The sequence below is a fragment of the Parasphingomonas puruogangriensis genome, assembly GCF_036663635.1.
GTDB lineage: Bacteria > Pseudomonadota > Alphaproteobacteria > Sphingomonadales > Sphingomonadaceae > Sphingomonas.
Genome location: NZ_JAXOJI010000001.1, coordinates 1,024,320 through 1,045,128 on the forward strand (window position 1 = coordinate 1,024,320; position 20,809 = coordinate 1,045,128).

Consider the following 20,809-nt stretch of genomic DNA (forward strand, 5'->3'; position numbering starts at 1 on the left):
TGACGCATTTCACACTAAATAACTTCTAATATGTCCATTGCGATAAAATTAGATGTCCATCTTTAATATACGCGGATGTACATTCCACGAAGATCGATGCTGGATATATAATCATAAAAAGTATTTTGCGCTGCCGCGAATCTACTCGCTTAAAACATTTTTAGTCGCACGAATGCGTGTTTCGCTGGGCGTTTCACCGAACTGGCGGACATAGGCGCGCGAAAATGACGATCCGTCCTTGAAGCCCGCCTCGAGTGCGAGCGCGTGAACCGATCGGCTGTCACTATTACTGGCGAGACAGGTGAAAGCCCGATCCAGGCGCACGGCCTGGACGCATTGGGTCACCGTCTTGCCAAGGCTGGACCTGAACCCTTTACGCAGCGTCAGCGCGGTGACCCCGGCGACCGCCGCTAGGCTGTCTATGTCGCAGGCTTCGTGGGGGTGCGCCTTGATATACCGCATTGTCTGGGTGATCGAGCGTACCAGTGGGAATGTCGCGACAGGGTCGGCACACTGCCGCAGCAGCCCGACCAGCGCATCGTAAAACTCGGCTTCGATCGCCCGATCGTCGGGCGTTAGCCCGGCGGGCCGTGCCATGACATGCATGATGCGGCCGACGATAGCGTCACGCTGCACTGCATCGGCAGCGAGCGCAGTAATCACACCGCCCAAACGGCGCGCGTCACCCAATTTATCGCTCGCGACCGCTTGAACGCGCTCTCGGCGCAACTGAATGACGAGACCGCGGCTAGCGTCCGACCATATCGTGCTTATCGTTCCGTCGCGCGCCAGCAGCACCGGCTGATCGGGCGTGCAGGAAATCACATTCGCGCCCGCGCAAATATCGACCGAGCCGGCCAGCGGCAGGATGAGGACGATCTGGGCTGCCGTAACGGTCAGCGAAATCTGCTGCGTGCAGGCAAAAAAGCGAAGATCTGCCGTCACGGTGCCGATCGTCGCACGGCGATCGGCCGGGGCGGAGCGCGACAGCCCGTCACAGGTCGGTCGCGGTGTATCCAGTTCGGCTCGCTGCGGCCGCTCTCGGCCGACCGCGCCAGCAACACGCGCGGGTACCGTCGTGGTGCGCGGGCGCATGGCAGGCGATCTGGCGGGCGATACGGGCGACATGGATACTCCCTTCACTTGAGAAGACAGCCCGTCTGAAAACTTAGCGCAGACTTATTTTGCGCCACATGATTGATAAGATGGCATTACGTTGTAATTGCAACGGCCAGATGACATCCTTGTAGGCTGTAGCGGATATGTCATCGTTAAACTGATATGGCGCCATCGATGCCCTCCCAGGACTTTTCCCGCCCGATCGCGATCGGCGCCTCCGTCGTCCTGCATGTCGCGGTGGGGCTGGCGCTGCTCGCGGCAGCGCTTGCCGGCCCCCGGGGCGGCCGAGCTCGGGCAGATGCCGATGCGGATCTGGTCATGATCGATCTCGCGGCCGTGCCATCCGACAGCGTCGAACCGACCGGCAATACCGCCGGAGTCGTCCGCAAGCCCATTGATGCCGCGCAGGTGAAGCCTGCCGCGCAGTTGCACCCCAGCGAACCGGGCGGCGGCTCAACCGATGGCGGCGCCGCAGCGCCTGGACCTGCCGGCAACCCCGGCCGGCTGACGATTGCCAGCGACACTGCACTGGATGGCGCGTCGCCATCGACCGGCGCGGCGATGGACAACATTCGCCTCCGTCTGCTCGAGCATATCGAACGATACCGCCGTTACCCGCCGGAAGCGCAACGCACGGCGCTCGAAGGCGTGGCGGAAGTACATTTCGTGATGGATCGCGATGGGGGGGTGCGCTCTGCCTGGATCGAGCACAGTTCCGGATCGCGTCTGTTGGACGACGAGGCCGTTGCGGCCGTCCGGCGGGCGGCGCCGTTGCCGCCGATGCCGCGCAACTGGCCCGACCCCCTGGACGTGACGCTGCCAATCGGCTTCTCGCTCCGGTGACGCGAATCCTCCACAGGGCGGCGCCTCACAACGCCGTATGGACGACGCAATGGCAGAAGATTGGCCGGATCGTGCTTGCCGCGTGGGCGATATTGGGCTGGACATGCCCCGCGCTATCGGCCGGCGACAGCAGCGATGTGCGCCGGTACGACATCCCCAGCCAGAAGTTGGAACAGGCGCTTTCCCGTCTTGCCGAAGAGAGTGGCGTGGATATCCTACTCAACGATTCGGTCGCCAGCGGGCGTCGATCGTCGGCCGTGGCAGGGCGTCTCAGCCGTCCCGAGGCGCTGAGCCGGATGCTGATTGGCACGGGGCTGACGATGAGATTTACCAGCCCCAGGTCGGCCGTCGTGTACGTCATCGGCCAGCCGCCACAGCAGCGCGAGGCTGCGGCACGATGGAGCGCCCCGGCGACATTGGCGCTGGATATGATGCGCGTGACGGCGCCGCGGCTGATCGGCGGCCCGGCGCGACCGCCATACCGGGATTATACGTTCGGGCTGGCGCGGGATATTCAGCGCAAGTTGGTCGATGCCAAGGTTTTGGTCAGCGGCACACCCGTTGTGACGCGCATTGGGACTCGGATCGACGCGGATGGTACGCTCCATCATGTGGAAATCGTCACCCCGGGCAGCGATCGCATGCAGGCGCAGCGGGTCGTTAGCTTGCTGGAGGGGCAGCGTCTGGCCGACCGTCCCCCCGCCGATCTGCCGCAGCCGCTGATCTTCGACGTGCGGTCGCGCTAATGCGACCGCGCGTCATGATCTGCGCCCGCACAAGGCACGACCATGCCTAAGTCGACCCGCACCCACTTGCGCCGGTCGCTGGTCGATCGTTATCAGCAATTAAAGGGCCGCCTGACGCACAAACTCGGGTCGGCGACATTGGCCAGCGATGCGTTGCACGAAACCTGGATGCGATTGGGCCAGGGCGGCGAACTGGAGCCGGTCAAAAATCCCGAGGCCTATGTCTACCGCGCGGCGCTCAATACCGCCTTCAACCTGCGCGGCGTCGGTGCCAACCGCCCGCTCGCATCGGACCATGCCGATCTGGCGGATGTCGCCGATGAGGCCCCCGGGCCTGCTCGGATCGCCGAGGGCCGATCCGAGCTTGCCATCGTGCTCGGCGCATTGGATGAATTGCCGCAGCGGCAACGCGAGGCTTTTCTCGAGAGCTTCATGGGCTCCACCCCGCCCGACGTGCTTGCCGCGCGGTTCGACGTCAGCGTCCGTACCATCCAGGCCGATATCCGCGCCGCCGTGATCCACTGCGCGAAACGGCTCGGGCGAAAAGATATTCTCGCTGTTGGCCGCGTCAGACTGTCTAGTAAGTAGAGGACAAATCCAGTGTATCGTGCGCCCCATCATATCAACCGCCAATCGCAGCGCGCATGACGCTACGCGATCAGCCGGAATCGGATGTTGAGCCCGTAAAGCTCGAAGCGATCGATTGGGTCGTGAGGCTGACCGTAGGCACGGTAACCGATGCCGACGCGCGCGAATTCGCGCGCTGGCGGGGGCGCAGTGCCGATCATCAGGACGCCTTTCGCCAGGCGGAAGAATTTTGCGGCGAGTTGCGGGCTATGCCGCTGGTCGATCGCGCAGCGTATTCGCCAGGGCACAACATTGTTCGGGCATATTCTTTACCTGTTGGTCGGCGAGCGTTTCTGGGGGGCGCGGCGCTGGCCGGGTCGATGATCGCCGGCGGAATGATCGCAACCCCGCCGTTCGGGCTGTGGCCGTCCTATGCCGAACTGATGGCAGACCGCCGTACTAAGGCGGGCGAACGCCAGGCTTTCTCCCCCGTGGCCGGTGTGCAGGTCGAACTGAACTCGCGATCGAGCCTGTCGACCTCCAGTAGCACGTCCGGCGTGAATCTGATCGCCGGCGAAGTGTACGTCTCCGTAGCGCCGCGTCAGGGGGCGTTCGCCGTGCAGGCGAGGGACATTCGCGCCGCCAGCAGCGGGGGATCGTTCGCCGTGCGCACCGACCAAGCGGCGTTGTGCATCACGTGCGTCACAGGGACCGTTGCCAGCGAACGCGCGGGCAGGCGAACGCAGATCGCAGCGGGCGAGGCGCTGACCTATGGCGCCGACGGCGAAATCCGGAGCGCCCGCGTCGATGCATCCGATACGCTGGCATGGCGGCGCGGTCTGCTGGTGTTTCATGGAAAGCCACTCGGCGAAGCGCTCGTGGAGATCAACCGCCACTTTCCCGGCCGTCTAATCCTCACCGACGAAGCAAAGGGCGGGCGACTGGTGACAGGCGTATTCCACATCAACCAGATCGAACTGGCGGTAGTACAAATCCAGCAGCTCCTGGACGTGAGCGCCACGCGCGTGCCTGGTGGCATCGTTTTGCTGGGCTGAGCGCTTGAAGCGATCTAATCCATTGGATTCGCGGACGCCACGTGCCGGTGATCGCGATAGTCGCGGCGCTGGCGTGTTTCACCGGACCATGGTCGCACCGGGATCTGACCGCTCCCTGACGCCCATCTTCGCGATCGCACCGCGCCGCTCGCTCGCCCTCCCCCCGTCAAAGGCACGTCGGCGGAACGTTCGCCTCGATGCTGCTGGCCAGTGGCGGATGGCGCGACATTCTTTATCTTCGGTGTCCTGGCGACCGGCGTCTTCCCGCTGATCGCCTAGTTCCTGCCGCCTGAATCGATCGGCTTCTTGATGGCCGGGCTTTGCACCAACGCCGCCGTCTTCGGGCTCTACGCATTGTTCGCCCAAGCATTCCCAACTGCAGTGCGCGCGGGCGGCACTGGTTTCGTCATCGGCATCGGCCGCGGCGGTGCGACGTTGGGCCCCGTTATCGCGGGGCTTCCGTTCGCTTCCGGCGCTGGCTGCCAGCCGTCGCCTTGAGCATGGTCTGGGATCGCTCATCGGCGCCGCCGCACTGCTTATGCTCCGATCGCGTATAACACGGCCATGCGGATGTGACTCGTGGCGAATGAGCGAAAATGCCATAAGTTGACATCGCCGTGCCGGCGGCAACGGTTACCGTTTCAGCGACCTTTAGACCAAACGCGGCCATTTGAAGCCGTTTAGCGGCTTCCCAAAACCAGCCATTGGTTCATCTCCGTTCAATGGTCGCTTCTCATTATCCGCGCTTGGCTAGGTGATAGTGGTTGCCGACAATGCGGAATTCGGCCAGCGCCGGGCTGATATCGACCTGCGACATGATCTTGGCGCCGGCCAGCGCGCCGAGCGGCGCCAGATCGACGAGACCGTACAGCTAGATCGCGTCCCGCGCCTTGATGTTCGGCCCGCGATCGCCCAGCGCCCAGAAATGCCCCGGCGGATCGCCCGGGCGCAGCGCCGGCCCCGATCCGAAGCCATGCCGCAGCGTCATCGTGCTGCCGGGAAAAGCGAGCCGCGCGATCTCCGGGTCGCGCCAGTGCAGCCGTTATACGGTTGTCGCCGCCGCGCGCGTTTCAGGGGCCATCGGCGTAGCTCACGATCTTTACCGTCTCGCCCGGCATTACCGGTTTGTCGGGCGCGCGCCCGTTGAGCAGTTCGAAAAGCGCGCGGGGCGCGGGATCAACAACGCGCGCGACCAACGTCGCCGCCGTGTCGCCAGGCGCTGCCGTCACCGTTCGGATGTAGCGCGGCCGCAGCGCTGCTGCTTCCGGTGGGGACAGGCGCCGGAACGAGCGGATCAACGCCGCCACCGCCGCCGCGTCCATATCGGCCGGCGGAGAGACGACGATGAAATGATAGGCCTGCCCACCGCCGCCATCATAGACCGCGATCGATAGCGGCACGCTGCCGTCCTGCACCGCCATGCGCAACTGAGTGACGACCGCGGGCACGCCGTTGATCGTCGTCGCGGTCGCACTGATCGGTTCGGCGGAGGCATTGCCGACAACGTGCGCGACCAGCGCCTGAGCATAGGCCTGCAGGTCGCCGCGCGGCATCGCGCCGCCGCCGAACTCGCCGGCAACGCCGTTCGGGCCGGTCAAGCGGATCGCCTGCGGTTTGTTGGCGAGCGAGAAGCCGGCCGGCGCCTCGAACGATATGCGCATGATCGGGTGCGCGAAGCGCCGGCCGATCACGAAGCCCTGTTCGGGATCGTCGCCGTACAGCAGCCCATCGACCGCCGCGAGATAGGCCGGCGCATTCTCGGGCAGCGCATCGTCGGCAATGCCGGTCGCCTCTGCGGCATGATAAGCACGCTCGATGCGATGTCCGGTCAGCGGATGGCTTAGCGCCCATTCCGGCACGCTGCGCGCATCGTCGCGGCGGCGCGTTGCGGTCATGAACTTGTCCTGCCGCTCGAGCGCGGTGAGCATGTCGGCGGCGGCAAAGACGTCGTAACCGGCGCGTTCGAGATAGGCGACGCCGAGATCGTCGGCTTCGTATTCCTGCTTGCGAGAATAGCGCAGCCCCAAATACTGCCCGGCCTGGCTGGCCAGCCGGGTCAACCGTTCCGACCCCGTCACGCTCACCGCGATCACGCCCAGCGTGCGCCAGATCGTCCGTCGCTCCTGGCGCTGCGCGTGCTGGCCTAGGATATGCCCGAGCTCGTGCCCGAGCACAGAGGCGAGCTCGGCCTCGCTCGAGACGATCGCGACCAGCCCGCGCGTGACATAGATGTAGCAGCCCGGCACCGCAAAGGCGTTGACCACGTCGCTGTTGACCAGAGTGAAGGTGCACTGCCCCTCCACCCCCGCGGCGGCAGCGATCCGCTCCCCGACACCACGCACATAGGCTGCCTGCGGCCCAGCATAGGGCCCCCCGAACCCGGCAAGCAGTTGCGCGTGCGCCTCTGCGCCATGCGCGCGATCCTCCTCGGAGATAGTCGGCACCTCGCCCGGGCTGCCGCCGCCGCAGCCCGCGACCAGCAAGGCGAGCGGGAGCGCCAGCAGGGCAGCGCGGCGTCGCATCACAGCCAGCCGAGGAGATAGAGCATGACCAATGTGACCGCCGCGGAGATCAGCAGAGAGCCGGCACAGCCCAGGCGACGCGAGAACATGAAGAACATCTCAGCGCCCGGTCGCGCGCCGTGCAAGATCGCTCACCGCCACATCGTGCAGCACCCGGTACCGGGCCTCGATCAGGCTGAACACGCCGAAGCCGAACAGGCCAACGCCGATCACGATGTCCGCCGGGCTGGTCAGCCACGATAGCGCCTGCGCCATGCCGCCGCCCTGGTCCGCCTGGTCGTTCATCCCGGCCTTGAGCAGCAGATAGGCGCAGATCATGAAAACCACCCACGCGCGGCATAGCCCGCCCGACCGCTCCACCGCGCCCAAGGCCGCGAGGCGATCTGCGGCTCGAGATACTCGAGAAAGCTGCCCTTCGCCGCTTTGACCAGCTGGATCACGCCGACGCCGAATAATACGACCGCGCCGAGCGTAACCAGCATGGTACCGCCGTGTAAGTCGAGCGCGACCTGTGTGCCGGCCTGTGCGCCGTCGTCGCTCGCGCGCAGCCCGCGGATCAAGTTCACCGCCTGCCAAGTCAGCAACAGGTGGACGATCCCGCTGATTGCCGCGCCGATCCGCTCTACGATCCCCTTGCGATCGGTGCCATGCCGCTCGATGTCGAAGGCCGCATCGGCGAGCCGCCAGATGCCGTAGGCGCACAAGCCCAGCGCCATCACCGATAGCAGCACGCCGCCCGCGCCATTGCCAACATATTCTAGCGCACCGGCCGGATCCTCCGCGCGCCCGGCGCGGATCACCAGGAAAGCGATGACGAGATATAGGATCCCGCGCGTGGCGAAGCCGATCCGAGTAAGTGTGGTCAGCCGAGCGCTGGCATTCATGGCAGTGGTCCCCCTCCTCACCAAAACGGCCCGTATCGCCATTCCGTTCCTAAAACGGCTATGGCACTCTCTAATCGCTATACAGATCCGATAGCCGCCGTTCGGCGGCGTTCAACCGTCGCAGGACGCCGAAGTCAACGCCCGCAACGACTGGTCCAAGACCCTGCGCACGATCCGGATCTTGTTGGTCGATCGCACCGCGTTGACGGTATTGACCCAATCTTGGACACTCAAGCCGCTATTGCTGCTTCCATAAAGCAGCCGTTCATTCAGAAAGACGCTTCGGCTCTGATCAAACAATTTCGGCGCTAGGTCTCCTAGCCACGCCGGTCGCGTGCCGGATCACCGGAACGACGCTCACGGTCGACGGCGGCGCATTGGCCTGATTGGTAAGGCGCGGCATGGCCAGACACGATCGCATGGCCGTGCTGCGCAATCGGACGCAATTGGACGCGATCGTCAGGCAGGTGCGTCATGAAGACGCCACGGCAACTATGCCGGCTATACTCAACATTGACGGTACCGCTCCACTGCGCAACGAGGGAACCGAGGTCATTAGCGTTGGTTGTACTGTCGTACAGGGGAGACCAGAATGGTCCAGGCGAGAAAGCTGACCGCAGCCGAGATGCAACTGGCGCGAACCGTATACGCAGCCAGCATCCCCTTTGATCGTGTCTACCTTACCAACCTGGAATTGGGCTCCGCCGTCACTCTGGCGGGTATGGATCTGTCGACGGGCAAGTTCGACTATACCGTGAACTGGAAGGACGGCTTCGGCGGGGTGATGACCGACAAGGAGCGCAGGGCGACGCTGATCCATGAGCTCTGCCACGTATGGCAGGGCGAGAACGGGGTGTGGCCCACATTTTACATGGGCCAGTCGATCTGGTCGCAGCTATCGAGCGGGGTGAGCGACATTTGGAAGACGCGCAAATGGCGCGGCTGGGGGACGCATCGCAGCACCGCCTACAAATTTCCGCGGAGCGCGATCGGTAAGCCTTGGACCAGCTTCAACGTCGAGCAACAGGCCTCGTTGGTGGAAAGCTGGTTCATGCCGGAACGCGATCGGATACGACCTGCGGGACCGGGCCGCGTCTTCATCTCCGACTTCGGCGATGGCGTGACCGGCGGCGACCGATCGCCATGGGACCCGCGTTTTCCCTATATCCGGGACGTGATCCGCGCCCGTAATCGCAGCGCCGCCTATCGACCGATCACGCTCCCCGGCGGCGGCGATCTGCAGATAAAGGCGATTCAAGACCGGCTGGTGGCGCTCGGCTATCTCGAGGTACGCCATGCCGACGGCCTGGTCGGGCGCAGCAAGAGCCCGACGCTGGACGCGGTCCAGGCGTTTCAGCGCCGCAACGGCCTGAAACCCGATCGCGACCTGGGCGGTCCCCACAGCCTGACCCGGCAGCGCCTGGCCCTGCCCGCCGCTAAACTGGTGCGCGCAGGATGATCCGCGCGCTGGCCGTGACCGCGCTGCTCCTGGCCTCATGCAGCCGCAGCACCGGCGGTCCGCTGGATCCGGTCGAGGCGCCGGGCGTGCAACTGTCCGAGACTGCGGACGGCGACCGCGCAGCGACCGTTCAGGCCGAAGCGGTGTCGGCGCGGGTTACCGCTCACTGGTCGGACACTGGCGGACAGTCGGCGATGATCGTCTATGCCAATCGCGGCCGCACCGCTGTCCGTATCGACCTTAGTACGCTGACGATGACCGGCCCGGCGGGTGAGGCGGTGGTGATGTCCGCAGCCGACGTGACGGACACCGATCTGCTAGACAAGCGCACGGACAATGACGACGCGCGCGCCCTTCTGCAGCGGGATGATAACGGCACGGCCAGCGGCAGCTTGGTCCTGTCAGCCGGCAGCGAGCGCCGCGTGGACGCCCAACTCAGCCCTTTCTCGAACACCATTGCGGCGGCGGCCGGGAACGAGATCACGCTTCGCCTCCCGATGCCCAAAGCGCGCCACGACCTGAGATTCGTGGCGCGCCGGCCTTCGATACTACCGTTTTAGGTCGCGAACTCAGGAGGCGAAGTTGGTCCGTTAAGCTTCGATGAGCGAAGCAAAATGTCGTGCTTCTGCTTGCTCGCAAGCTCGACCGCCTTCGCGCTCGATATGTTTGCATTCCATCGAAGGCGCGCCCGAACAGCTAGGTCAACAGCGCAGCGGACAGAACCGACAGACTTTCATTTAGCCACGATGCAATGTTGCAGCGACGTCCGCTATGTGGCGCCTGCCGACCGACAGCTTTGCGGCCGTAGAGACCCAATTTTGGACATGAACGTCGCCTTTGCCGCTGCCCGAAACCGGCCGCCCATTCAGGTCCGACATCAACCTTGATTGGCGAGAACTGACTGATGGCTATTTGAGATCAATCCATATAAGCTGCCGCTCGGCCCCGTCATTTCTCGCTAAATCGCATCGCCCGGAGCGGACGGCGAAGCATCAAACTCGAGGGGATTCATGCTCCGTCCGAGTGTCAAAATCGGGCTCGCCCGTTGTGAGCAAAATTCTCGGTTTTGTTCAAGAAAATGGCGCGTTCGCCGATCGTTCTCTCCGAATTGGATACAAGAGGGTCGAGGATGTGTAATCGGGCAATCGAGCAAAAAGCCATTTGAGCCGGGCAACCGCGTCAGCTGCAAAAATCGGGTCGGAGTTGAGCTTTGCCTGGAACGCACCCCTGACAGTCGCACTACCGCTCAGTAACGCGTCCGCAAGCGGTGCAGAGACGAAGGGTTCGGGGGTGGGGGCGGGGGTCAACATCCCAGTCAACATACCCCAGGCGAGGAACGAGTCCGGTGCCTCGGGTTCCAGCAAGGCGGCGGCCAGCAAGCCGAGCGGCTGATCGGCCGGCACGCGGATCGTGCCGGCGGGCAGGGTCTCGGTGACGGCAACGTGATCGAACGACGCCTTGAGCGGAAACCGCCCATCCTGCGCGGGCTGCACCACCGGCGCGCGCAGGCGAACCTGATCGAGCGTCAGCGTGCGCGGGGCATCGGTCGCCTCGAAACGAATGCCGTGCAGGCGCAAGCGATCGAGCACCTCCGCCTGCTCTGCCGGCACCCACCAGGCGGTGGGCAGCGTCACCGTGTCGACCGGATCCTGCCCGATGATCGGCATGCGGAACGTGATCGGCTTGCCGGTCCAGCGCTGTTCCAGGCGTCCGCTCGCCGGCGACAGATAGGTCTCGAAGGCAATGCCCTTGAACTTGTCGATCCAGCCGATCGGCGTTGCCGCGGGCTTCCAGCGCGCGAGCATGGTGGCAGGCCGGCTGGCGCGATCGGCCGCTTTCGCAGCGAGGATCCGGTCGCGATCGGTCGCCGCCAGCTTCAGCGCCGCTTCGAGCAAGACATAGGTGCCGAGCACGCGCTGGCGATACGGTTTGAGCATGTGGTTCTCGACCAGCACCGTCGGCACGCCGATGAAGTCGCCATAGCCGGTCGAATAGCGCGGCCCCTCCGGCGCCTGGCGGATGCCCTTTTCCGGTGCGCGCGTGTCGATCGGGCTCGGATAGAGCGTCGGGATATGGCCGGCGCGCTCCAGCGCGGTGTTCACCGTCGGGCCGAACCGCCCCGTCAGCCAGTCGGCGGTCGCGCGGTGATAGGCGTAGCGGCCCCAGCCAGCATAGGTGAAGGTGATGTCGTACTGCATGTCGAAGCCGTCGCTGACATGGCAATCGACATAGAGGACCGGATCGAGCCGCCGCAGCAACCCAATCATCGCGCGTGTCTCGGGCGCGTCGGCCTTGGCGTAATCGCGATTGAGGTTGATGCCGCGGGCCGTGGTGACCGTGCCCTTTTCCAGCGGTCCGCGCAGCGCCGGGAAGTTCCAGCGGCTCATCGCCTCGTGCCCGTCGATGTTGTAGATCGGTACGAACACCAGATCGACCATGTCAAGAAGGCTGTCCTTGCCCCTGAGCGCAATGTCGCGGAGCAGCATCAGCCCCGCGTCCTTGCCGTCGATCTCGCCGGAATGGATGCCGGCCTGGATCAGGACGACGGGTTTGCCCGGGCCGCCCCTGCCCCCCTTGCTCGCGCGGACCATCAGCATGTCGCGCCCCTGCGCGGTGCGGCCGAACGTCTCGATCCGGATCAGCGGCGACGCAGCAGCAAGCCGTTCGAGCCAGGCGCGCGTCTCGGCATAAAGCGGCGTCGTCGCGAAGCCCGCGCGTTCGGCGGGGGTGATCCACGGATCGTGCGCTGCCGCGACCAGGCGCTCGCTCGCGCCCGACCAGGGCTGCACCGGCGGCAGGACCGCCGCCGGCAGCCCCGGCAGCGGCGCGTTCGATTGCCCCCAGGATGCGGATGCGGCGGACAGGGCGATGATCGCCAGAGGGATAAGACGCATGAAGACTTTACTCAGAAGCTGGCGCGAAGGCCGATCGTGGCGGTGCGCGGCGCACCCGGCTGCACCCAGACGGGCGAATAGCTGTTGGCGTACCAATGGTCGTCGAACAGGTTGGCGACGGAGGCGAACAGCTGCACGTTGTCGATCAGATCGGCCTGACCGAACACGCGGACTAGCGTGTGAAAGGGCAACGTGAAGTCGGTCCCGGTCTCGCCGTTGCGCGCGCCGACATGCTGGACGCCGGCCCCGACGAGCAGGTCGCGCGACCCCGCCTTGAAGCGCTTGGCCGCCTGCAGGTTGAGATTGTGTTTGGGGATGTTGATCAGCGGATCGCCCGGCTCGATCTGGAACGAGAAGTTCGGATCGAGGACGCGCGACCGCGCCTCGGCATCGGTATAGGCATAGCTCAGCAGCAGATCGATCCCGCCCGGCAGCCGGCCGTTCAAATCGGCCTCGATCCCGCGGCTGCGCGCCTTGCCGATCGCCACCGAGAACCCCGGATTGAGCGTGTCGGTCGCCAGCACGTTGGATTTCACGAGCTGATAGGCCGAGAGCGTGCCAGTTAGCCGGCCGCCCAGCGCGGTCAGCTTCACGCCGGCCTCGATCGACTTGCTCGTTTCGGGCTCGAACACGTTGCCGCCCGCATCCGCGCCGATATTGGCGCGGTAGCCCTCCCCATACGCCGCGTAGAGCGACAGCGGGGTGCTGAGCTCGTAGACGATCCCGGCCTGCGGGCTGAAGCGGCTGCGCTTGCGCCGGCCGAGCACATTGGTCAGCCGGTTGTCGACGCGGAGCAGGAAGTCGTCGTAGCGGCCGCCGATGCGCAGTTGCAGCCGATCGGTCAGGCTGATCTGGTCCTGGACATAGCCGCCCATAGTGCGCTGCACGTCGAGCCGGTTGGTGATCGGCGCAGTGACGGGCACCGGATAGCGGCCATAGACCGGGTTTTGCAGGTCGAGCACATAGCCCGCCTGATCGGTCGTGCTCGCCGTCACCACCGGCCCGCGATAGCGCGTGAAGAGCTGGTCGGTATCGAAATAGTCGAAATCGCCGCCGATCAGGACGCGGTGGCGCAGCGACCCCGTGGCGAACTCGCCGGCCAGCTCGGCGCGCAGCACGCTGTGCTCGGACGTATATTGGCGGGTGCGCCGCTGGCGCGACAGCGACCGGCCGTCGACATAGAGCTTCTGGCGCGAGCGCAGCGTTTCGGCGTCCGACGACGCACCGTCGAGCTGCGTGTCGCGGTGGCTGGCGCCCAGCGACAGCGACCATGCATCGCTGAAGTCATGCTGGACGCGCAGCTGGTGCCCGGTGGCGCGCGCGACGGTGTCGCCGTCGCTCGGCTCGCCCAGGAAGCGCGAGCGCGGCACCGTGTCGAAATTGCCGTTCAGCACGACGATGCCGCGATCGAACGGCACCTCGACCCGCGTCCATTCGAAGTCATAGGTGACGCGCGTGGCGTCGCCCAGCTTGAGGCCGATCGACGGGAGGAAGCCCCAGCGCTTCTGCTCCACCGTGTCGCGGAACGTGTCGCCGGTTTCGCCATAGCCGATCAACCGCGCCGACAGCGTGTCGGTCAGCGCCAGGTTCGCATCGCCCTCCGCCCGCACGGTATCGAAGCTGCGATATTGCAGCGACGCCGTGCCGAACGTGCGACCGAGTTCGGCCTGCTTGGTCACCAGATTGATCGAGCCGCCGGGCTCGCCGCGGCCCAGCACCGCGGCGGCCGGCCCCTTCAGCACCTCGACGCGCTCGATCCCCGCGACATCGCGCTGCCCGCCGAAGCCGCGTCCGGCGTTGAACCCGTTGACCAAGTAACCGCTCGGCAGATTCTCGTCGCCGGTGAAGCCGCGCACCGCGAAACTGTCCCACAGCCCGCCCAATGTGTTCTGCCGCACCACCGAGGCGTTGAGATCGAGCGCATCGGTCAGGCGCAGGATGGCGTTCTCCTCGATCACCGCGGCGTCGATCGTCGCGATCGCCTGCGGAATCTCACGCAGCGTGAAGCTGCCGCGATACGGCTGGCGAACGCCGGTGACGGTGATCTCGTCGCGCTCGCGTGCGTCACGCAGCTCTTCATCCGATTGCGCGGACGCGGGCGAGCAGCAGGCGGCCATGGCGAGCGGAAAGGCACCGGCCCGTGCGGCACCGGCCAAGGAAAGTCGCAAGTCATATCCCCTTCAGAGTTGGCGATCGGCGGCGCCCCGGCACCGCCGACCGCCCCGCCTATGAAGGTGATGATGTAACATCGTCAATGATATCTTGTTACATGAAACAGATTCCTGCATTGAGCGCCGGCCAGCAATACCGAGGTACCCGATGTTCCCGATGACCGATCCGATCCTGATCGACGATCTGACACTCGCTTATGGCACGCAGCACGTGCTGAGCGGGCTGTCGCTACGCGTGCCAGCCGGGAGCATCACCGCCCTGCTGGGGGGCAACGGTGCCGGTAAATCGACCACCTTGTCGGCGTTGCTGGGCTTCACGCGCGCGCAATCGGGTAGCATCGCGGTGTGCGGGATCGACCCGGCGGCCGACCCCGACGGGGCCCGACGGCATATTGCCTATCTGCCGGAGAATGTGGCGCTGTACGAACATCTCTCGGCCGTGGAAAATGCCGATTACCTGCTCGCGCTATCCGGTGAGCGCCAGCCGCGTGACGCCATCGTTGCCGGGCTCGCGGCGGCCGGGCTGCAGGAGCCGGCATGGGACCAGCGGCTCGGCGGCTTTTCGAAGGGCATGCGCCAGAAAGTGGCGATCGCGGTCGCGCTGTTGCGCCGCGTGCCGGTGCTGCTGCTCGACGAGCCGACATCGGGCCTCGATCCGCGCGCGACCGCGGACTTCAACGCGCTGCTGGTGCAGGTGCGCGACCGGGGCACGGCGGTGCTGATGGTCACGCACGACCTGCTCTCCGCCGCCGACATTGCCGACCGCATCGCCTTTATCGAGGCAGGCCGGGTCGCGCATGAAGCCGCGGCGAGCGGGGCGGAGCGATTCGACGTGCGCGCGCTGCACGCCCGCTTCCAGGCCGGCGGCGCGCAGGTGGTGGCATGAGCATCGTGCGCCTGATCGCGCGCGACGAACTGCGGCTGATGGCGCGCAACCGCGTCGCCGTGATTGCCGTCGTGCTGCTTGTGCTGCTGACGCTGGTGGCGGTGGCAAGCTCGTGGGCGCACCAGAACGGTATCGCCGAACTGCGCGGGCGCCATGCGCATGCGGCCGAATCCGCCTTCAAGGCCCAGCCGGACCGGCATCCGCACCGCGTCGTCCATTACGGCACGTTCGTCTTCCGGCCGCTGGGGCCGCTCGCCGCGTTCGATCCGGGCGTCGATGCCTTTACCGGCAACAGCATGTTCCTGGAGGGGCATCGCCAGAACACCGCCAATTTCGGCGATGCGCGGCAGAGTTCGCTGCTGGTGCGGTTCAGCCAGCTGACGCCCGCCTTCGTGCTGCAGGTGGTGGCGCCGCTGCTGCTGATCTTTCTCGGGTACGGGGCGCTCGCCCGCGAAACCGAACGCGGCACGTTGCGCGTGCTGATGCTGCAAGGCGCCAGCCGTGGGCAGGTGGTTTGCGGCAAATTGCTGGCGCTTAGCGCCGTGGCGATGCTTGCCGGCCTGCCGGCGATGATCGGCCTTGTCGGCATCGCAAGCCAGCCGGGCGCACTGGCGCTGCCGATGCTGGCCATTGCGCTCGGCTATGCCGGTTACCTGGCATTGTGGGCGGTGCTGATCCTGCTCGTCTCCACGCTGGTCCGCCGCAGCCGCGACGCCTTGCTGGCGTTGGTGGCGTTGTGGGCGGTGGCGGTGATCCTGCTGCCGCGCGTCGCGCCCGACGCGGCGAGCGCCGCGGTGCCGCTGAGCAACCGGCTGCAGACCGAAGTCGCGGTTGCACGCGACCTGCGCACGATGGGCGATAGTCATAATCCGGACGATCCGCATTTCGCGCAGTTCAAGCGATCGGTGCTGGATCGCTACGGCGTCGCGACGGTCGAGGACCTGCCGATCAACTATAAGGGCCTGCTCGCGATCGAGGGCGAGCGGCTGAGCGCCTCGCTGTACGATCGCTATGCCGATGCCAGCTATGCCGCCCAGGCGCGGCAGAACGGGCTGGTCGACTGGGTCGGCCTGCTCAGCCCCACCATCGCGCTGCGGTCGCTGTCGATGGCTGCCGCGGGCACCGATTTCGCGGGGCATTGCCGCTTCCTCGAACAGGCCGAGGCGTATCGCCTTGCGCTGGTCCAGCGGCTCAACCGGCTGCAGATGGAAGACGTCAGCTACGCCGACGACGGCGCGACGGACGCCGGCGCGGATCGCCGCAAGCGGATCGCCGCACGCAACTGGCAGGCGATGCCCGATTTCCGATTTGCTCCCCCCAGCGGCAGCGCGCTGGCCGGCGAGGCGTTGCCCGGGCTGGTGATCCTGTTCGGCTGGATGGCGGGCGCACTGGCCCTGCTGGCGTTTGCCAGCCGCCGTTTGGGAGCCGGCCGATGACGCTATTTCGCCACGAATTCCGGCTGCTGTTGCGGCAGCGCCTGACCGTCGGTGCCCTGGCGTTGCTGGCGCTGCTGACCGTCGCCGCGCTGGTGACCGGCATGGCCGAAGTCGCCCGGCAGCGCGCCGCGATCGCCGCCGTTCCGGCCGCGCAGGCGGAGGATATCGGCGCCATCGCCGATTATGTCGATCGGACGAAGGACGCGGGCAGCGCGGCCTATTACAGCTTCCATCCGACCTGGGACGCGCCGGCGCCGCTGGCGTTCGCGGCGCTCGGCATGCGCGATATCTCGCCGTACATCCTGCGGGTCCGCGCGCTCGGGCTCGAGGCGCAGATCTATGACGGGGACACGTTCAATCCCGAGCTCGCGCTGCCCGGGCGCTTCGACTTTGCGTTCGTGTTGGTGTTCCTGGCGCCGCTGTTCGTCATCGCTTTGTTCCACGACCTCGTCTCCGGTGAGCGCGAGGCCGGGCGGCAACGCATGCTCGACGCGCTGCCGAACGGGGGGCGAGGTTTGTGGCGGCGTCGGCTTACGCTGCGGCTCGTGCTGCTGTGGGGAATGCTCTGCATACCCTTCGTGATCGCCGCGGCAGGTGCCGGGGTGGCCGTGTCCGCCATGCTGATCGCGGTTGCGCTCGTCGCCGCCTATCTGCTGTTCTGGGCCGCGCTGGCCGCGTTGGTGGGGCGCCTGCGGTGGAGCTCGGTGGCCAATGCCGCGACGCTGGCCGCCGCATGGCTAGTGCTGGTCCTGATCGTTCCCACGCTTGCCAACGTGGCGATCAACGCCGCGATACCGGTACATCAGGGGGCCGAGATCGCGATGGCGCAGCGCGAGGCAGTGAATGCCGCGTGGGACGTGCCGCGCGAGACCACGATGCGCCGCTTCTATGCCGATCATCCCGAGTGGGCGGACTCGGCGCCGCTCGGCCCGGACTTCCATTACAAATGGTATCTCGCCTTTCATCAGAACGGCGATGCGCGCGTCGCGGACAAGGTTCACGCCTATCGCGCCGGGCTGGAGGCCCGCGATGCGGCCGGCCGTGCGTTGGGCTGGGTGCTGCCGTCGGTCGGGGTGCAGGCGTTGCTGACGCGGCTCGCGCACACCGATCTGGCCGCGCAGCTCGCCTATCAGGATCGGATCCGCGCATTCCACGCGCAGCTGCGGACGTTTTACTACGGCTATCTGTTCCGCGACCGGCCGTTCGCCAGGGCCGATTTCGACCGCGCCCCCCGCTTCAAGGATGTCCCTCATGGCTGACGGTAACCAGGTCTTTCTCGAGATGTTTTCCGACCGCGCGCGCATCGCGCATTATGCCGACGGTCCGCCGCGCTTCACGCCAGGGCTGGACGCGGTGCATCGCATGACGGCGATCCTGCTGGCCGAACGTGCGCCCACCGATGCGCATGTGCTGGTGCTCGGTGCCGGTGGCGGGCTCGAACTCAAGGCCTTGGCGCACGCGCAGCCCGGCTGGCGCTTCACGGGGGTGGATCCGGCGGGTCCGATGCTCGACCTGGCACGCGAGACGCTGGGCCAGGCCGCGCACCGCGCCGACCTGATCGAAGGCTATATCGATGCCGCGCCCGCCGGCCCGTTCGACGCCGCGACCTGCCTGCTCACGCTCCATTTCCTGGACCGCGACGAACGCGTGCGGACGTTGCGCGAGATGCGCGGGCGTATGACGCCGGGCGCGCCGCTCGTCGTCGCGCATTCGAGCTTTCCGCAAAGCGAACCGGCCCGCACGCGCTGGCTGTCGCGCTATGCGGCCTATGCCGTCGCATCGGGCGTCGACCCCGCGCAGGTCGAGCAGGCACGCATCGCGGTCGGGGCCAGCCTGGCATTGCTGACACCGGACGAGGACGAAGCATGCCTGCGCGACGCCGGCTTCGACGATGTCGAGCTGTTCTACGCCGCGTTCACCTGGCGCGGGTGGCTCGCTCGCGCCTGACCGTTCGCTTGACCGCGTCGTAGCGATACGACGCTACGTAATCGGGCGTTGCGCCGCCAAGCCTCTTGCGCAACGCACCAAACATCGCCAACGAGCGATGATATATTGTACCAGCTAAATATCGGGGGATAATTTTTGAAAATCTTGCTGCCGCTTCGTGCCGGCATGGCGCTCGCCATGCCTCTTCTTGCCGTTCCGGCCTCGGCGAATGATCAGGACGAGGAGCGGCGTCGTACCGACATCGTCGTCACGGCAATCCGCGAAGATGACGGCTACGCGCCCGCAGAGGCGACCGTGTCGGGGAAAAGTCCGGCGCCGCTGCTGGAGATTCCCCAATCGGTGACCGTCGTCACGCGGCAGCAGATCGAGGACCGCAACCTGTTCACCATCGGCGATGCACTGCAGCAGGTGACGGGCGTGACGGTGATGCCGTTCGACGGCTCCTACCCCGATTACCGCGCGCGCGGCTTCGTGCTCGATTATGCCTATGACGGCGTACCCTCGACCTTCTCGTCGGGGGTCCCCGAATTCGATATCGCGATCTACGAGCGGCTCGAGATCCAGCGCGGGCCGACCGGCCTGTTCCGGGGTTCGGGCTCGCCCGGTGGCACGATCAATCTGATCCGCAAACGCGGGCTGGATCATGTCGCGGTCTCGGGCGCGCTGTCGGCAGGCTCTTGGAACAACTACCGTGGCGAGTTCGACATTGGCGGGCCGGTCGACAAGGACGGCCGGCTGCGGGTCCGCGCCGTCGCCAGCCTGATCGACCGCGATTATTTCCAGGCAAAATCGCACACCCGCCGCATGCTCGCTTACGGCGCGGTCGATTACGACCTGACGCCGACCACCACGATCGGCGCGTCGCTGACCTATCAGGACAATAAGGCGAACACGCCGATGAGCGGGCAGCCCGCTTACGGCCTGTTGACCAATGGCCAGCGCCACCCGCTGACCGACCAGTTCCTGAACTTCCCGCGCGATTTCCAGCATCTGCCAAACTGGAACGTCTTTGCCGATACCACGACCGAATATGCCGCGGAGGTGCAGCAGCGGATCGGCAAATGGTCGCTCGTGGTACGCGGGGTGCGCCGCGAGATCCCGCGCAACTGGGCCGATGCGTTCATCATGCCCGGCACCGGCGTCGATCCGGTCACGCTGACCGCGACCTACGTCAATCGGCGCAGCGAAGTGGAGAACGGGAAGCGCGCGGTGGACGCCTATGCAACGGGCCCTTTCACCCTGTTCGGGCAGGAGCAGGAACTGGCGGTCGGCTACAGCTACGATCAGCGCACCACGTCGTCGCTCGCGCGCACTCAAATCTCGCAGGGACGGTTCTCGATCTTCAATCCGGATGCGATCCCTTACACCCCGGGCGCGTTCACCAGCGGCAGCGAAACCGATCTGCGGCAGAGTGGCTTCCACGGGCAATTGCGGTTGCGGCCGCTTTCGCCGCTGACGATCGTGCTCGGCGGGCGGATCAGCGATTACACGAACAGGAGCCGCAATATCGCGCCATCGGTGCCAACCCCCTGGGCCGTCACCAAGAATTCGCGCATCCGCGGCAAGCTGACGCCCAGCATCGGCGCGGTGCTGCACCTCGCCGAGAACGTCACGCTGTACGGCAGCTATTCCGACATCTTCAATCCACAGACCTCGCTACGGGCCGACAACACCCCGCTCGATCCGCGCATCGGCCAGCAATATGAGGCAGGGTTGAAAGGCCGTTTCCTGGACGGCAAGCTCAATGCCAGCGCGGCAGTGTTCCGCAGCAAGGACAAGAACCGCGCGCTCTCCGACACGGCCAATCCCGGCTTCTTCGTCCAGGCCGGCGTGGTGCGGATCGAGGGCTTCGAATTCGAAGTGACGGGCACGCCGCTTCCCGGGCTCGATCTTACCGCCAGCTATACCAACGTCAAAACCGATTATGAGGTGGGCACCGCCGCGCAGACCGGCGCGACCTTCGATCTCAATACGCCGCGGCACCAGTATAAATTCTATGCGCGCTACGAGCCGGCCGTGCTGGGCGGGGCGTTCGTGGCGGCCAGCCTCAACGGACAGAGCGGCGTGGTCGCGGGCGGCGTGGCGGGTGTCCGCGAGCAGCAGGCGTTTGCCGTGGCCGGCGCGCAGCTTGGCTGGCGTTTCAGCCCTAATCTCCGCGCGTTCGTGTCGGCCAACAATGTGTTCGACAAGGTCTATTACCAGCGCGTCGGTTCGATCAACACCTACAATTTCTACGGCGAGCCGCGCAACGTGCTGCTGACGCTGCGGGCGAATTACTGA

The 20,809-nt window shown here is 65.9% G+C and carries 17 protein-coding genes and 1 pseudogene; 12 read left to right on the forward strand and 6 right to left on the reverse strand.

All coding sequences use genetic code 11. The annotated features are described in order from the left end of the window. Positions 1-141 precede the first annotated feature (141 nt). Positions 142-1,095 carry an AraC family transcriptional regulator gene (locus tag U1739_RS05075; RefSeq protein ID WP_332704591.1) on the reverse strand — a complete coding sequence of 318 codons (954 nt, stop codon included), beginning with the start codon at positions 1,093-1,095 and terminating at the stop codon, positions 142-144. 198 nt (positions 1,096-1,293) lie between these two features. Between U1739_RS05075 and U1739_RS05080 the strand changes: the two genes are divergently transcribed. The 5 genes and pseudogenes from U1739_RS05080 to U1739_RS05100 all read left to right on the forward strand — a co-directional run bounded on the left by U1739_RS05080 (position 1,294) and on the right by U1739_RS05100 (position 4,330). Next, a complete protein-coding gene (locus tag U1739_RS05080; protein WP_332704593.1) occupies positions 1,294-1,962 on the forward strand; it encodes an energy transducer TonB family protein in 669 nt (222 codons plus the stop codon). A 206-nt stretch (positions 1,963-2,168) separates the two neighbouring features. Continuing rightward, a complete protein-coding gene (locus U1739_RS05085) occupies positions 2,169-2,708 on the forward strand; it encodes an STN domain-containing protein (protein ID WP_332704595.1) in 540 nt (179 codons plus the stop codon). Between the two features lie 42 nt (positions 2,709-2,750). After that, a complete protein-coding gene (locus U1739_RS05090; RefSeq protein ID WP_332704597.1) occupies positions 2,751-3,296 on the forward strand; it encodes an RNA polymerase sigma factor in 546 nt (181 codons plus the stop codon). Positions 3,297-3,352: 56 nt separating this feature from the next. Continuing rightward, positions 3,353-3,466: pseudogene (locus U1739_RS21125) on the forward strand (FecR/PupR family sigma factor regulator); the annotation flags it as partial. 189 nt (positions 3,467-3,655) lie between these two features. Beyond that, complete coding sequence (locus tag U1739_RS05100) at positions 3,656-4,330, forward strand: FecR family protein (RefSeq protein WP_332704601.1); 675 nt, start codon at positions 3,656-3,658, stop codon at positions 4,328-4,330. Between the two features lie 1,070 nt (positions 4,331-5,400). Here U1739_RS05100 and U1739_RS05105 read toward each other — a convergent pair. The 3 genes from U1739_RS05105 to U1739_RS05115 form a co-directional block, all read right to left on the reverse strand. Next, positions 5,401-6,852, reverse strand: a complete 1,452-nt coding sequence (locus U1739_RS05105) for a M48 family metalloprotease (protein ID WP_332704603.1) — start codon at positions 6,850-6,852, stop codon at positions 5,401-5,403. Positions 6,853-6,951: 99 nt separating this feature from the next. Next, entirely contained in the window at positions 6,952-7,170 is a 219-nt protein-coding gene (locus U1739_RS05110; protein ID WP_332704605.1) for a DUF1206 domain-containing protein, read from the reverse strand. Next, entirely contained in the window at positions 7,167-7,736 is a 570-nt protein-coding gene (locus tag U1739_RS05115; RefSeq protein ID WP_332704607.1) for a DUF1206 domain-containing protein, read from the reverse strand. Before U1739_RS05115 ends, U1739_RS05110 begins: the two co-directional genes overlap by 4 nt. 592 nt (positions 7,737-8,328) lie before the next feature. Here U1739_RS05115 and U1739_RS05120 point away from each other — a divergent pair. Both U1739_RS05120 and U1739_RS05125 read left to right on the forward strand, forming a co-directional pair. Then, positions 8,329-9,195 (forward strand): peptidoglycan-binding protein, encoded by an 867-nt coding sequence (locus U1739_RS05120; protein WP_332704609.1) that lies wholly within the window; start codon positions 8,329-8,331, stop codon positions 9,193-9,195. Then, complete coding sequence (locus U1739_RS05125; protein ID WP_332704611.1) at positions 9,192-9,755, forward strand: hypothetical protein; 564 nt, start codon at positions 9,192-9,194, stop codon at positions 9,753-9,755. Before U1739_RS05120 ends, U1739_RS05125 begins: the two co-directional genes overlap by 4 nt. A gap of 510 nt (positions 9,756-10,265) precedes the next feature. Here U1739_RS05125 and U1739_RS05130 read toward each other — a convergent pair. Both U1739_RS05130 and U1739_RS05135 read right to left on the reverse strand, forming a co-directional pair. Next, positions 10,266-12,089, reverse strand: coding sequence for a M14 family metallopeptidase (locus U1739_RS05130; RefSeq protein WP_332704613.1), 1,824 nt, complete (start codon positions 12,087-12,089; stop codon positions 10,266-10,268). An 11-nt stretch (positions 12,090-12,100) separates the two neighbouring features. Further along, the gene (locus U1739_RS05135) at positions 12,101-14,206 is read right to left on the reverse strand and encodes a TonB-dependent siderophore receptor (RefSeq protein WP_332704896.1); all 2,106 of its coding nucleotides are present in this window, start codon (positions 14,204-14,206) and stop codon (positions 12,101-12,103) included. Between the two features lie 202 nt (positions 14,207-14,408). Here U1739_RS05135 and U1739_RS05140 point away from each other — a divergent pair, with 202 nt between their 5' ends. The 5 genes from U1739_RS05140 (at position 14,409) to U1739_RS05160 (ending at position 20,809) form a co-directional block, all read left to right on the forward strand. Further along, complete coding sequence (locus tag U1739_RS05140; protein WP_443025491.1) at positions 14,409-15,146, forward strand: ABC transporter ATP-binding protein; 738 nt, start codon at positions 14,409-14,411, stop codon at positions 15,144-15,146. Beyond that, positions 15,143-16,582, forward strand: a complete 1,440-nt coding sequence (locus tag U1739_RS05145; RefSeq protein ID WP_332704617.1) for an ABC transporter permease — start codon at positions 15,143-15,145, stop codon at positions 16,580-16,582. Before U1739_RS05140 ends, U1739_RS05145 begins: the two co-directional genes overlap by 4 nt. Beyond that, positions 16,579-17,841, forward strand: a complete 1,263-nt coding sequence (locus U1739_RS05150) for a DUF3526 domain-containing protein (RefSeq protein ID WP_332704619.1) — start codon at positions 16,579-16,581, stop codon at positions 17,839-17,841. The genes U1739_RS05145 and U1739_RS05150 overlap by 4 nt, the downstream gene beginning before the upstream one ends. Next, complete coding sequence (locus U1739_RS05155; RefSeq protein ID WP_332704621.1) at positions 17,834-18,529, forward strand: class I SAM-dependent methyltransferase; 696 nt, start codon at positions 17,834-17,836, stop codon at positions 18,527-18,529. Before U1739_RS05150 ends, U1739_RS05155 begins: the two co-directional genes overlap by 8 nt. Positions 18,530-18,664: 135 nt before the next feature. After that, on the forward strand, positions 18,665-20,809 hold the full coding sequence (locus U1739_RS05160; RefSeq protein WP_332704623.1) for a TonB-dependent siderophore receptor: 2,145 nt from the start codon (positions 18,665-18,667) through the stop codon (positions 20,807-20,809).

Bases quoted from the DNA above. Each gene is read 5' to 3' on its own strand.
- U1739_RS05080 (WP_332704593.1), top strand. From the start codon at position 1,294: ATGCCCTCCCAGGACTTTTCCCGCCCGATCGCGATCGGCGCCTCCGTC.
- U1739_RS05145 (WP_332704617.1), top strand. From the start codon at position 15,143: ATGAGCATCGTGCGCCTGATCGCGCGCGACGAACTGCGGCTGATGGCG.
- U1739_RS05150 (WP_332704619.1), top strand. From the start codon at position 16,579: ATGACGCTATTTCGCCACGAATTCCGGCTGCTGTTGCGGCAGCGCCTG.
- U1739_RS05140 (WP_443025491.1), top strand. From the start codon at position 14,409: ATGTTCCCGATGACCGATCCGATCCTGATCGACGATCTGACACTCGCT.
- U1739_RS05075 (WP_332704591.1), bottom strand. From the start codon at position 1,095: ATGCGCCCGCGCACCACGACGGTACCCGCGCGTGTTGCTGGCGCGGTC.
- U1739_RS05120 (WP_332704609.1), top strand. From the start codon at position 8,329: ATGGTCCAGGCGAGAAAGCTGACCGCAGCCGAGATGCAACTGGCGCGA.
- U1739_RS05090 (WP_332704597.1), top strand. From the start codon at position 2,751: ATGCCTAAGTCGACCCGCACCCACTTGCGCCGGTCGCTGGTCGATCGT.
- U1739_RS05115 (WP_332704607.1), bottom strand. From the start codon at position 7,736: ATGAATGCCAGCGCTCGGCTGACCACACTTACTCGGATCGGCTTCGCC.
- U1739_RS05135 (WP_332704896.1), bottom strand. From the start codon at position 14,206: ATGGCCGCCTGCTGCTCGCCCGCGTCCGCGCAATCGGATGAAGAGCTG.
- U1739_RS05125 (WP_332704611.1), top strand. From the start codon at position 9,192: ATGATCCGCGCGCTGGCCGTGACCGCGCTGCTCCTGGCCTCATGCAGC.
- U1739_RS05105 (WP_332704603.1), bottom strand. From the start codon at position 6,852: ATGCGACGCCGCGCTGCCCTGCTGGCGCTCCCGCTCGCCTTGCTGGTC.
- U1739_RS05110 (WP_332704605.1), bottom strand. From the start codon at position 7,170: ATGATCTGCGCCTATCTGCTGCTCAAGGCCGGGATGAACGACCAGGCG.
- U1739_RS05100 (WP_332704601.1), top strand. From the start codon at position 3,656: ATGATCGCCGGCGGAATGATCGCAACCCCGCCGTTCGGGCTGTGGCCG.
- U1739_RS05130 (WP_332704613.1), bottom strand. From the start codon at position 12,089: ATGCGTCTTATCCCTCTGGCGATCATCGCCCTGTCCGCCGCATCCGCA.
- U1739_RS05155 (WP_332704621.1), top strand. From the start codon at position 17,834: ATGGCTGACGGTAACCAGGTCTTTCTCGAGATGTTTTCCGACCGCGCG.